The organism is Roseovarius atlanticus (assembly GCF_019802205.1).
GTDB lineage: Bacteria > Pseudomonadota > Alphaproteobacteria > Rhodobacterales > Rhodobacteraceae > Roseovarius > Roseovarius atlanticus_A.
In genome coordinates this window covers 526,054-538,969 of record NZ_JAHVHQ010000003.1, presented here as the reverse complement: position 1 = coordinate 538,969, position 12,916 = coordinate 526,054, and the positions used below count along the sequence as shown (strand labels likewise).

The 12,916-nt window shown below is 66.6% G+C and carries 10 protein-coding genes; 5 read left to right on the top strand and 5 right to left on the bottom strand.

The genetic code is table 11. The features are described 5' to 3' along the window. Nucleotides 1-27: 27 nt before the first annotated feature. Entirely contained in the window at nucleotides 28-804 is a 777-nt protein-coding gene (locus KUV49_RS08450) for a gamma-glutamyl-gamma-aminobutyrate hydrolase family protein (RefSeq protein ID WP_222449568.1), read from the bottom strand. A gap of 297 nt (nucleotides 805-1,101) precedes the next feature. Between KUV49_RS08450 and pepN the strand changes: the two genes are divergently transcribed. After that, nucleotides 1,102-3,654 carry an aminopeptidase N gene (gene pepN / locus KUV49_RS08445; protein ID WP_222449567.1) on the top strand — a complete coding sequence of 851 codons (2,553 nt, stop codon included), beginning with the start codon at nucleotides 1,102-1,104 and terminating at the stop codon, nucleotides 3,652-3,654. A gap of 55 nt (nucleotides 3,655-3,709) precedes the next feature. Here the strand turns inward: pepN and KUV49_RS08440 are convergent, their stop codons facing one another. Beyond that, complete coding sequence (locus tag KUV49_RS08440) at nucleotides 3,710-4,546, bottom strand: transglycosylase SLT domain-containing protein (RefSeq protein ID WP_222449566.1); 837 nt, start codon at nucleotides 4,544-4,546, stop codon at nucleotides 3,710-3,712. Between the two features lie 141 nt (nucleotides 4,547-4,687). Between KUV49_RS08440 and KUV49_RS08435 the strand changes: the two genes are divergently transcribed. Then, the gene (locus KUV49_RS08435; protein WP_222449565.1) at nucleotides 4,688-5,995 is read left to right on the top strand and encodes a hypothetical protein; all 1,308 of its coding nucleotides are present in this window, start codon (nucleotides 4,688-4,690) and stop codon (nucleotides 5,993-5,995) included. A 683-nt stretch (nucleotides 5,996-6,678) separates the two neighbouring features. After that, entirely contained in the window at nucleotides 6,679-7,116 is a 438-nt protein-coding gene (locus KUV49_RS08430; protein WP_222449564.1) for a GNAT family N-acetyltransferase, read from the top strand. Between the two features lie 265 nt (nucleotides 7,117-7,381). Here the strand turns inward: KUV49_RS08430 and KUV49_RS08425 are convergent, their stop codons facing one another. Further along, nucleotides 7,382-8,617, bottom strand: coding sequence for a T6SS phospholipase effector Tle1-like catalytic domain-containing protein (locus tag KUV49_RS08425; RefSeq protein WP_222449563.1), 1,236 nt, complete (start codon nucleotides 8,615-8,617; stop codon nucleotides 7,382-7,384). Nucleotides 8,618-8,736: 119 nt separating this feature from the next. Then, on the bottom strand, nucleotides 8,737-9,744 hold the full coding sequence (locus KUV49_RS08420) for an AraC family transcriptional regulator (protein WP_222449562.1): 1,008 nt from the start codon (nucleotides 9,742-9,744) through the stop codon (nucleotides 8,737-8,739). A 133-nt stretch (nucleotides 9,745-9,877) separates the two neighbouring features. Here KUV49_RS08420 and KUV49_RS08415 point away from each other — a divergent pair, with 133 nt between their 5' ends. After that, a complete protein-coding gene (locus KUV49_RS08415; protein ID WP_222449561.1) occupies nucleotides 9,878-10,378 on the top strand; it encodes a hypothetical protein in 501 nt (166 codons plus the stop codon). Between the two features lie 113 nt (nucleotides 10,379-10,491). Beyond that, nucleotides 10,492-12,003, top strand: coding sequence for an Asp-tRNA(Asn)/Glu-tRNA(Gln) amidotransferase subunit GatB (gatB, locus tag KUV49_RS08410; protein ID WP_222449560.1), 1,512 nt, complete (start codon nucleotides 10,492-10,494; stop codon nucleotides 12,001-12,003). Nucleotides 12,004-12,076: 73 nt separating this feature from the next. On the opposite strand, the gene KUV49_RS08405 is transcribed toward gatB, so the two are convergent. Next, nucleotides 12,077-12,916 carry a GYF domain-containing protein gene (locus tag KUV49_RS08405; protein WP_222449559.1) on the bottom strand — a complete coding sequence of 280 codons (840 nt, stop codon included), beginning with the start codon at nucleotides 12,914-12,916 and terminating at the stop codon, nucleotides 12,077-12,079.

The following is a 12,916-nucleotide window of genomic DNA, read 5'->3' as shown; positions in this document are numbered from 1 at the left end:
GCCCGGCGCGCCTTCACGCCGTCCCGTTCACGCCAGGCGCAGCGCGGGGCCACGCGCGCCCGCCTGCCATTTGCGGGCGGCCTCGCCCAGCGCCTCGAACAGGCAGCGGCTGACCGGGTCGTTCCCGGCATTCCACTCCGGGTGCCATTGCACCGCCAGCGCAAAGCCCGGCGCTCCGTCGATATAGACCGCCTCGGGCGTGCCGTCAGGCGCGTGGCCGTCGATGATGATCCCCTTGCCGGGCCTGACGATCCCCTGGCCGTGCAGCGTGTTGGTCATCACCTTGTCCGCCCCCATCAGCCGATGGAACACGCCGCCCTCGGAAAACGTGACCTCGTGGCGCAGCGCGAACTTCTCCTCCAGCGTGCCGTCGGGCGGCATCCGGTGATTGTCCCGCCCGGGCAGGTCGCGGATCTCGGGATGCAGCGTGCCGCCCAGCGCCACGTTCACCTCCTGGAAGCCGCGGCAGATGCCAAGGATCGGCTGCCCTTGCGCCACGCAGGCCCGCACCAGCGGCAGGGTCAGCGCATCGCGCTCGCGGTCGAACGCGCCATGCGCCTCGGTCGGCGCCTCGCCATATTCCTCGGGATGGATATTGGGCCGCCCGCCGGTCAGCACGAACCCGTCGCAGATCGCCATCAATTCCTCGACGCTCACCAGCGCCGGATCGCTGGCCACCAGCATCGGGATACAGTCCGACACCTCCGACACCGCTTCCGAGTTCATCCGCCCCACCGCGTGCACGGGGTAGCGGTCGTCGATGGCGTAGCTGTTGCCGATTATGCCGATCACGGGGCGCGTCATGTGTGTCCTTCGTCTGCTGCGGTTGCGACTTTAGGATAATATCACCAACGAATAAGAAAACCTCAACAGGCGCACAAGCGGGACTGCAAATTTGCCGCCCTGTTAACCATTTCCCAAGCCCCGTCGCCTAGTTTCAGGGCGCAGGCGGGGGCACCGCACCCGTCGGGGCGCCACATTGCATCCCGGCGCCCGGGGGCCGGGGGGCGTCCGTCTGCACCCGCCTCCCGTTTCCACGTTGCCTCCCCTTTCGCATCGCCCTACCCTCCGCGCGAACCTTCCCAGACGGAGAGACACGCGATGAAAGACGCCGCCCCCCAGCCGATCTATCTGGCCGACTACACGCCCCCCGCGCATCTGGTCGATCATGTCTCGCTCACCTTCCGTCTCGACCCGGAAAAGACCCGCGTCATCAGCAAGATCGCCTTCCGCCCCAATCCCGACGGGCCCGGCGGCCCCCTGCGCCTCGACGGCGAGGATCTGACCCTGATCGCCGCCCGCATCGACGGCACCGAGGTCACGCCGGAGGTCACATCCCGCGGCCTCACCGTCGCCGCCCCCGACGCCCCCTTCACGTTCGAGGCCGAGGTCGAGATCGCGCCCATAAACAACACCGCCCTCGAAGGCCTCTACATGTCGAACGGCATGTATTGCACCCAGTGCGAGGCCGAGGGCTTTCGCAAGATCACCTATTACCCCGACCGCCCCGATGTGATGGCTACCTTTGACGTCCGCATCGAGGGCGACGAGACAATCAAGCTCTCCAACGGCAACCCCGGCAATACGGGCGACGGCTTTGCCGAATGGCACGATCCCTGGCCCAAACCGGCCTATCTCTTCGCACTGGTGGCCGGTGACCTGATCAACCACCCCGACAGCTTCACCACCAAATCCGGCAAGAAAGTCGAGCTCAACATCTGGGTCCGCCCCGGCGACGAGCACAAATGCGCCTTCGGAATGGAGGCGCTGAAGAAGTCCATGAAATGGGACGAGGACGTCTATGGCCGCGAATACGATCTCGACATCTTCAACATCGTCGCGGTCGACGATTTCAACATGGGCGCGATGGAAAACAAGGGGCTGAACATCTTCAACTCCTCCGCCGTGCTGGCCAGCCCCGAAACCTCGACCGACATGAATTTCGAACGGATCGAGGCGATCATCGCGCATGAATATTTCCACAACTGGACCGGCAACCGCATCACCTGCCGCGACTGGTTCCAGCTCTGCCTCAAGGAGGGTCTGACCGTCTTCCGCGACGCCCAGTTCACCGCCGACATGCGCTCGGAACCCGTCAAGCGCATCGACGACGTCATCACCCTGCGCGCGCGGCAATTCCGCGAGGATAACGGGCCGCTCGCCCACCCCGTCCGCCCCGCCAGCTTTGTCGAGATCAACAATTTCTACACCGCCACCGTCTACGAAAAAGGCGCCGAGCTGATCGGGATGCTGAAAACCCTCGTCGGCGACGACGCCTATTACAAGGCCCTCGACCTCTATTTCACCCGCCACGACGGCGACGCCGCCACGATCGAGGATTGGCTCAAGGTGTTCGAGGACACCACCGGCCGCGACCTCTCCCAGTTCAAGCGCTGGTACGAGGACGCCGGCACCCCGCGCGTCTCGGTCACGGACGATTTCACCGACGGCACCTACACCCTCACCTTCGAACAGCACACACCGCCCACCCCCGGGCAGGACGACAAGCCGCCCCGCGTCATTCCCATCGCCGTCGGCCTGCTGTCGCCCAACGGCGACGAGGTGCAGCCCACCAAGGTGCTCGAAATGACCGAAGAAAAACAAAGCTTTACCTTCGATGGACTGTCGTCGAAACCCGTCCCGTCCATCCTCCGCGGCTTCTCCGCGCCGGTGATCGTCGAACGCGAGACCACCAACGACGAACGCGCCTTCCTGCTCGCCCACGACACCGACCCCTTCAACAAGTGGGAGGCGGGCCGCGATCTTGCCCGCGACGCCCTTGTCGCAATGATCCGCGACGGCGCCGCGCCCGACGAGGCCTATATCGACGCCGTGCACACAGTGGCCCGCGACGACAGCCTCGACCCGGCCTTCCGCGCCCTCGCCCTCGGCCTGCCCAGCCAGGACGACCTCGCCCAGACCCTGTTCGACACCGGCACCACCCCCGATCCGCAGGCCATCTGGGACGCCATCGAGACCCTGCGCCACGCCCGCGCCGAGCGGATGCAGGACACCGCCACGCGGCTTTATGCCCAGTTCCAGGTGTCCGAGCCCTACCGGCCCGACGCCGCACAATCCGGCGCCCGGTCGCTCGCCAACGCCGCCCTCAGCCTGATCAATCGCCTCGACGGCGGCGCGCAGGCGCAAAAACAGTTCGACGGCGCCGACAACATGACGCAACAGCTTGCCGCCTTCTCCTGCCTGCTTCAGGCCGGCAAGGGCGCGGCGGCCACACAGTCCTTCTACAACCAGTGGCAGAACGACCGCCTGGTGATCGACAAGTGGTTCATGATGCAGGTCGTCCACGCCGCCCCCGAGGATGCGGCGGCCACGGCGGCCCGCCTCACCGAACATCCTGATTTCACGATGAAAAACCCCAACCGCTTCCGCGCCACCCTGGGTGCGCTGACGATGAACGCGGCGGGCTTTCACCACGCCTCCGGCGCGGGCTACGACCTTCTGGCGGACTGGCTGATCCGGCTCGACCCCCTCAACCCGCAAACCACCGCGCGGATGTGCTCGGCCTTCGAGACCTGGCGGCGCTACGACGACACGCGCCAGGGCCTCATCACCGCCCAGCTCGACCGCATCCTCGCCACGCCCGACCTCAGCCCCGACACGACCGAAATGGTGACCCGCATCCGGGGCAGCTGACCGGCGCGGGGCGCTCGACGAGATCCGCCGCGCCTTCCACATCAAATGATCAGGACTATTCGCTGACCGGAATCGGCTGCGGCTCGGGCGCGGCATCCGCCGCCGCCGGCACCTCCTGCGCCTCGGGCGTCTCCGCCGCCGGCGCGCGTCCCACCACATCGGGCAGGTCCTGCACCGCGGGTTCGGTCCCGATCGCCTCGGGCTCGGGCGCGGGCAGCGTCCGAACCACTACCAGGTCGTCGGGCCGCAGACGCGGGCGCACGGTGCTCATCGGCTTGCAATAGGTTTGCCGCCGCGTCCACGCCATCATGTCGCGCCGCTTGCTGCCGCTGTGCAGCGGCCCCCAATCAGCCGCCACGCCGCGCATCCCACGCGACACCACGCCGTCCCGCGTCACCGTCTTGGCCATGATCCGGATCGCGCAGCTCAGGTTCGTCGGACCGTGCTTCAGCTCCCCCCCGCTCCGGCCGCGACACCCGTAAAGCCTTGCCGTTGCCGGCAGAATCTGCGTCAGCCCGTACCACCGCCCGCCGCCGCCCACGGCGCGGGACCGATAGGTGCTCTCGTGCTTGACCAGCGCCGACAGGAACCCCACCCAGAAGGCCCGCCGCTGCGCCGGGCTGGCATCGGGATAGGCCGGGCACCACTCCTCGATGTCGCGCGGCACCATGTCGGTCAGGGGCTTGCCGTGATCCTTCAGCGCCGCCAGCGCCGCGCGGGTCCACAGGCGCGACCCGCCCACATGTTCCCACCGCGTGCGCGGCACATTGCCGTCGCGCGCGGGCGGCGACACCCGTGTCACCACTCCGTCCCTCAGCACCACGCCGTCCTCCTCGGCCGCGGCAAGTGACTGAAAGCACAGGCATATCACAAGGGCAGCGAACCTGAGCATCGGCGCAGTCTGCCCGGAACCCCGCGCCAAGGCAAGACTGTTGAGACCATGGGCAATTTCCCTCTTGTCTCCGCGTCACCGCCGCTTTTTGGCCGGATTGCCCTGTCACAAAGAACCCGACATTACGAGCAGGCCGAAGGTATGGCACGACAGTCCCGACATGACGGCGCGCAAGGCGACGCGCCCCTCCCCCCGTCCACCAAGCCGCCCCGCGGCCTGCGCAAGTGGTTCGCCGCGCGCAGCGCGCCCGCCCGCCCGGGCCCGGCGCCGCGCCGCTCGACCGAGGATATCGATTCGCTGGCCAAGCGCATCATCGTGCCCTCGCTGCCCGTCTCGGACGAGGAAATGGCCCGCGCCACCCACCAGGACCGCGGCCAGAAACTCGCCCGGCAGGAAGCGTGGCAGGCCCTGTCGGACAAGATCCAGTACGCCGATCACACGCGTCTGGCCACGCCCGGCGGCGAAACCGCCTCGCTTCTGCTGGCCCAGGGCGCGCGCGGCGATATCGTCGCCGCCGCCGAGGATTCGCTGCATGACGGCCAGCCCCCGGCGCCAGAGGCCATCGAGGCGCTGGAAGAAGTGCTCGACGAGATGCCGGGCGACTACCCCACGGCCCTCGTCGTGGCGCTGGCGCATATCGATATCGCCTGGGCCTGGCGCAACATCGCCGCCCGCGACGATCCCGCCACCGCGGCCCGCGCCATTGCCGGCCATATCGCCAGCGCCGACGCCATCCTGGAGCCCTATGACGGCCCCGCCATCGACGCGCCCTCGATCGCCGCCGCCCGCTGCGCCCTGATCGCCGCCTGTGACAAGCGCGGCCGCCGCGTGGCCGAGGAATACGAGGCGCTGATCGCGCTCGACCCCGACGGCCACCGCCATATCCGCGCGCTTGGCCGCCACATCCTGCCGCCCTATGCCGGTGGCGTGAAGGCGCTCGAGGTCGCCGCCCGCCGCGTCACCGCCCGCACCCAGGACACCTGGGGTGCCGGGGCCTACACCTGGGCCTATCTCGACGCCCTGGCGCTGGAGCCGCGCGCGCTCGACCTGCTCGAACCGGGCTTCTTCGTCGAGGGGCTGCGCGACATCCTCGCCCGCAAGGACGACCAGCACGTGATCAACCTTCTGGCCGCCTTCTGCGCCATCGCCATGGCCCCCGGCGCGGGCGACCGGGTGCTCTCGCCCCATGCCGACCGCACGCGGGCCGAGATCCACGACTGCGTCGACTGGATTCTCGAACATCACCTGCAGGAACTGCACCCCCTGATCTGGTCCCAGACCCTGCTGATGCCGGGCCACGCGCCGCTTCTGCCATCGCGCCGCGCGCTCATCGCCAAGGGCCGCCAGACCGCCCTGCGCATCATCGCCGCCCGCTTCGCCGGCCATATCGCCGACGGCTCCTCGCTCGCCTTCTCGCGCCAGGGCATGTACCGCCTGCCCGCGCTCTGAGCCACAAAGCGCTCGCGCGGAACAGGGGCAAAGCCCGCCGCGCGTTGCCAGAAAATAACGTCCGCTTCGTCCGCATTTCGGCCATTCATCTTTATCGCAGCGAATGTCCGGTGCGAGCCCTTTGCGGATAAGTGTGATCTATATTCCCGAGCGCCATCGACGGGCCGCGGCGCGGCGATCCGACGGTAGTTCGGCAGCACTTTATCCAGGCCAAATCCGAAACAGGATGGAGCGAAGCACCGAACTTCACCCAATCGCCGGGCCGTGGGGGCGGCCCGGCGATGGCGCGGGGCCTGCGGCCTGTTTCCGCGCCGGGCTGTAGATCAAACGTCTTATATGTCCGGTTCGAGTCCGAGAGAGACACTGGTATCGAGCATCCAGCCGGTTAACAGCCGCGCAGCGGCCCGGCCATCGTCAGCCCCTCCCTTGGGCTGGCGATTTGGCGAGGCTGGGCGCCACGCTCCTTCCGAGGATGTATCTGTCAGGCATAAAGTGCTTTTTAACTGCCGTCGGATCGCCACCCCAGGGGCTGACGCTCGCCTCCGTCGTAAACGGCAGCAAGGTCCCGCACAGCGGACCTTGGAGGGTCTCAGAGCCTCGCAGGTGCGGCGAAAGGCGGCTGCGAGCCCATCTGACATCTTTCCGCGTTGCAGCATCGACGCCGTTCAAAGTAGAAAATTGTTATGAAGATATTTGAGTGCGACCCAGATCACCCGGACGCTAAATGCGTTCTTTCACGCCTTTCAGAAACTCTTCTGGAAGCTGTTGGTGATACTGGCCAGTCATCTTTCGATGCCGATGATGTTAGACAAACGCGCTCGGCCTTTTTTGTTGGATACGACGATGACATTCCCATCGCATGTGGTGCCCTCAGGCCGATTTCTGAGGGAATTGTGGAACTTAAGAGGATGTACGCTGAAAAGGGCTTGGGCTCGCTCTTGTTGAGTGCTCTTGAGGAACATGCCACCAGCCTAGGTTACTCGAGGGTTTGGTTGTCCACTCGGGTCGCAAATCATAAGGCAGTGCACTTCTACAAGAAACACAACTACAAGCAGCTTGCAAATTACGGAAAATACGCTGGCCGGAACAATTCAATCTGCTTTGAAAAAATCTTGAGCTAGCGATAATCGAATGGCCGTTTCGCTCGCATTTCGGCCATTCATCTTTACCGCAGCGAATGTCCGGTACGAGCCCGTGAGAGACACTGGTATCGACCATCCAGCCGGTTAACAGCCGCGCAGCGGCCCGGCCATCGTCAGCCCCTCCCTTGGGCTGGCGATTTGGCGAGGCTGGGCGCCACGCTCCTTCCGAGGATGTATCTGGCAGGCATAAAGTGCTTCAGAATTGCCGTTGGATCGCCACCCCAGGGGCTGACGCTCGCCTCCGTCACGCGTCCCCATCCCCGTCTCCCACAACCACATGATCGTCGGGGATATTCGGCTGCGGATAATCCGCCGTCGTCCCGCGCCGCGCAAAGACCGAGCCATGCACCCGCGCGCCATCGGGAATATGCCGGTACTCGCAGAGCGGCAGGTAGAACCCCAGGAACGTCCCGCGCCGGCTCAGGCTGTAGCGCGTCTTGTAGAACGGCAGGAACTCGACCACCTTCCACCCCCACGTCATCGACTCGTTGGGCCGCGCCAGCGGATCGGGCGCCACATAGCGCCCGTCCGCATCCTCGCCCAGCACCAGCCGCCGCACCGTCGGTTCCTTGAACTTCACCCCCAGCGGGCGCAGCTCGTCGATCATCCATTTCAGCGGAAACTTCGCCAGCTGGCTGCGCTTTTCGGGATAGCCGCCGCCCACGTCGCCATGCACGCCCGAGAACCACACCTCGTCCACGTCCTGCGGCGCGATCCTGCTCTCGTCGCGGGGCCGGAATGCGCCGCCCCAGTATTCGCCGCCCCCGGGCCAGGGCGTCGGCAAATACATCGTGCGCCGCTCGTCGATCGCCAGCGCGTGGCGCACCGATTGCACCGACGGGTTCTCGCTGACATGCGCATGGTTGCGGATCCGCGGCAGGCGCGCGCTCCACTCGATCACCGACCCCACCGTGTCAAAGAGACCCAGCGCCCGGATCGCCGGCCGCCTTGGCCGCAGCATCCGCTCGAACAGCCGCACCTCGGCAAAGGGGTTGCGCTCGGGCTCGCGCGCATCGGTCACGTCCCGGCCCGTTGCCTGCCCGATATTCTTGTAGGCCCGGTAGGCATAGTTCAGCAGGTTCAAATTGCGCGCCTCGATCAGCCCCAGCGCATGGATGAACCCCGCCAGGACCCGCGCGGTATAGGCCCCCCGGCTGAACCCGATGATATAGATGCGGTCGGGCTCCTCGTCGGCCACGTTCTCGCGCGTGCCGTCATCGTAATGCTCCACCAGGAAGCGGTACGCCTCCTTCACGTTGGCATCCAGCCCCCAGCCGGTGATCAGCCCCCAGATCTCCACCGCCCTGCGCCAGAACGACAGCCAGGCATTCTCGGCCCCGAAGGTCCCCACCCCGGGATCGTAGAACACCAACTGGTGCTCGTCCTTCTTCAGACAGCCGTAAAGCCGCAGGATATTGGTCCGGTTGCGGGCAATCTCGTTCGACGTCCCGTCGCACAGCAGGATGATGTTCTTGGGCATGGCAAAGGCCTTTCTCGAAATGACGTGTCGCCGGAAAACCCGGCACAACCATAAAGCAATGCCATCATCCTACCCCTCAACCCCTCCGGTTGCCAAGCGCGCCGCCCCCGGCCGGCCCGTCACTGCGTCCCACGCAGCCGCCCGGCGGCGGCCCGGGCGCGGACCTCCGATGGCGTCGTCCCGGTCCAGCGGCGAAAGGCGCGGCTGAAATGCGCCGCGTCGCTGTAGCCCAGCCGCTGCGCGATATCGGTCAGCGGCACGCCCCCCGCCCGCACCATCTCCAGGGCGCGATCCCGCAACATCCCGTCCAGCACGTCGCGGAACAACACCCCCTCGCGGTCCAGGACGCGCTGCAGCGACCGCCGGCTCATGCCCAGCTTGCCCGCCGCCCAGTCGATGCGCGGCTGCCCCTCCAAGAGCGCGATCGCCGCCAACGCCGCCACCTCGCCGGCCGGCCCCCGCGCCAGCGGCAGCTCCGGCCCCCCGCCGCCCTCGGCCCTGCCGGCTTGCGGACCGGGCGCCGCCAGCAGCGACAGGTCGAACTCCACCGCCGAGACCCGCGCGCCATGCCGCACCGGCGCACCGAAGACCCGTTCCAGCGCCGCCGCCTCCGCCCGTCCGGCGCAGGTCGCGTGCACCAGCGCCGGCCGCCAGCCCGGCCCGGCATAAAAGCGCACCGCGTCGATCAGATAGCTCACGCCCAGCAACTCGTTCTGGAACCGCCCGTCCCCGCCCGGATCGAGAAACCCGATCGACCAGCAGGCCCGATCCCCGCGCATCCGCAATGTCAGGTCGGTCGCCGTCTGCAGGTATCGGTTGAGGCATCGGTTCGCCCGGTCGATCGACCCCGCCAGGGTCGGCGCTTCCCCGATCCACCGGCCGAAGTCGCTCAGCTTCGCGGCTTTCACCTCGCGCCCCAAAGTCGCGCCGAAAAACGCATCGCCGGTTTCACGCCCCGCAGCGCTCAGCACCCGGAATTGTTCCTGCAGGGGCAGCGCCATCTCGGGATTGTCCAGCAGCGCCAGCGGCAGGTCGACGCTGCGAAAGACCCGTTCGATCGAACCGCCCCGCCCCTCGACGACCTCGGCGATCGGCCCCAGCGCACTTGCCCGTGTATAGCCCCGCATCCGCCGCGCCTCCCCGCGCCGCGCCGGGGCCACCGCGCGCCCGGCTCGCTCAGCAAACAGCCCCTGGCACCGATTGGCAAGCGTCGCCGCCCCGCGCCATGATATCCTGCCGGCATTTCCACCGGAGGACAGAATGACCGACACCAACCTCAGCCGGCCCCCGGCCCCACCGGCGCCCGCCGCCGGCCTACTCGACCAGTCCAATGTCACCTGGAACGCGCTCGAAGGGTTCGACCACGTCTGGTATCACATCCTGAAAGTGGACCCGGACGCGAAAACCGTCGACCTGCTCCTCAAATTCGCGGCGAACCAGCGTATCCTGCTGCACCGCCACCACGCCGATTACAGCACCCTCATCCTGCAGGGAGAGCTGCGCCTCTACGACGCCTCCGGCACCCTGACCGAGATCCGCCCCACCCTCAGCTTCGTCGAGAAACCGGCAGGCGGTCCCCCGCACAGCGAGGGCGGCGGCGACATCGACTGCATCGCCTGGTTCAGCAATCGCGGCACCGACGGCATGATCTACGAAATCCTCGGCCCCGACCATGAAACCGTCGCCACCCTCGGCCTGCCCGATTTCCACGCCCTCTGGCTAGCCCAGGTGCCGCCCGTGCAGCCCTCGCATCCCGGCTAGATCCGCCGGCGTCACCGAGCCCGTCCCGCTGCGGGCCTCGGTGCAGACGCCCTTGCCCGCGCGCCCGCTCTGGCCTAGAACCGCGCTGATACCTTGAACGGAGCGCGCAACCCATGCTGGACCTGACCTATGAGACCCCGAAACCCAAGGTGATCGCCGGGGCGAAACAGGACTGGGAACTCGTCATCGGGATGGAGGTCCACGCGCAGGTGGCCTCGAACGCCAAGCTCTTTTCCGGCGCCTCCACCCGCTTCGGCGCCGAGCCCAATTCCAACGTCGCCTTCGTCGACGCCGCCATGCCCGGCATGCTGCCCGTGATCAACGAATTCTGCGTCGAACAGGCGGTGCGCACCGGCCTCGGCCTCAAGGCGCAGATCAACCTCAAATCCGCCTTCGACCGCAAGAACTACTTCTACCCCGACCTGCCGCAGGGCTACCAGATCTCGCAGCTTTACGAGCCGCTGGTGGGCGAAGGCGAAATCCTCGTGGACATGGAGCCGGGCATCGCCCGTCTCGTGCGGATCGAGCGCATCCACATGGAACAGGACGCGGGCAAGTCCATTCACGACATGGACCCCGCCATGTCCTTCGTCGACCTCAACCGCACCGGCGTCTGCCTGATGGAAATCGTCAGCCGCCCGGATATCCGCGGCCCCGAAGAGGCCGCCGCCTACGTGGGCAAGCTGCGCCAGATCCTGCGCTACCTGGGCACCTGCGACGGCAACATGCAGAACGGCAACTTGAGGGCGGACGTCAACGTCTCCATCTGCCAGCCCGGCGCCTACGAGAAATACCGCGAGACCGGCGATTTCTCGCATCTCGGCACCCGGTGCGAGATCAAGAACATGAACTCCATGCGCTTCATCCAGATGGCCATCGACTATGAGGCCCGCCGCCAGATCGCCATCGTCGAGGGCGGCGGCAAGGTCGATCAGGAAACCCGGCTCTACGACCCGGACAAGAACGAAACCCGCTCCATGCGCTCCAAGGAAGAGGCGCATGATTACCGCTACTTCCCCGACCCGGACCTCCTCCCGCTGGAGATCGAACAGGGCTGGGTGGACGACATCGCCGCCTCCCTGCCCGAACTCCCGGACGAGAAGAAGGCCCGCTTCGTCAAGGATTTCGGCCTTAGCGAATACGACGCCAACGTCCTCACCGCCGAGCACGAGAACGCCGCCTTCTTCGAGGAAGCCGCCGCGGGCCGCGACGGCAAGCTGACCGCCAACTGGGTCATCAACGAGCTTTTCGGCCGCCTGAAAAAGGACGACCACGACATCACCGACAGCCCCGTGTCACCTGCACAACTGGGCGGTATCGTCGATCTCATCGCCTCCGACGCCATCTCCGGCAAGATCGCCAAGGACCTCTTCGAGATCGTCTATACCGAGGGCGGCGACCCCGCGCAGATTGTCGAAGAACGCGGCATGAAACAGGTGACGGATACAGGCGCCATCGAGACGGCCGTGGACCAGATCATCGCCGACAACCCCGCCCAGGTGGAAAAGGCCAAGGTCAATCCCAAGCTCGCCGGCTGGTTCGTCGGCCAGGTGATGAAGGCCACGGGCGGCAAGGCCAACCCCAAGGCCGTCAACCAGATCGTCGCCCAAAAACTCGGGCTGTAAGCGGCCAGAATTTTCGTACGAAAATTCTCAAGCCCAGAAAATTCGCACGAATTTTCTGGGCGCACCCTTCACATCACTCCGCGATGAACTGCTGCGGCTGCTGGCCCTGCTGCATCTGCCCCGCCGGCACGGTCTGGAACCCCGCCGCCTTCCAGGCCTCGATCCCGCCGCGATACCAAAGCACGTTGGTGTACCCGAGGTTGATCGCCCTGAGCGACGCGTTGTAGGACATCCAGCATTCCACCGACAAACAGTAGAACACCAGCGGCGTGTCGGTCTTGCCCTGCGTCAGCTGGGTCAGGAACTGGCCCATCTGCTGTTGGGTCTGGTCCTGGAAACTGCCCGCCTGGGCGGCCCCCACGGCGTTGATCGCCCCCGGCAGCGTTTCGTTGCTGCCCAGCACGTCGAAAAGCGCAAATGTCATCTGCCGCTGCACCATCTCCGTCAGCCCCTTGGTGGTGATCAGCTGACCGCCGGGGATGGAATTGGGCGTGGGCCCGTGCATCGCCCCGCTGTGCAGCTGGTTCGTCGCCGGCACGCCCATGTCGCGCCGCTCCTGCTCGGCCAGCGCGTCCAGCTGCGGGTTCCCGGTCGGCTGGGTGGTCGGAGTATTGGTGGGCTGCGTCTCCGGCAAGGTGGGCGGCTGGTCGGGCGGGGTCTGCGTCGCCTGCCAAAGCCCCTGCAGCGCTGGCACGTTGCCGGCGGGCGTCCAGTCGGCCATGCCACCCGCCCAGACCAGCGTGGTTTGCTGCAACGCGCCGCTCTGCACCTTGGCGGCCAGCTGGTCCATCGAATAGGGTCCGCCCTGCTGGCCGTTTTCCACCATGTAGAACGGTTCCGACTGCGCCGCCGCCGCCAGCGGCAGCACCGTCAGCATCAGTCCCGTCGCAATCCTCATTGCCAGTCGTCTCAT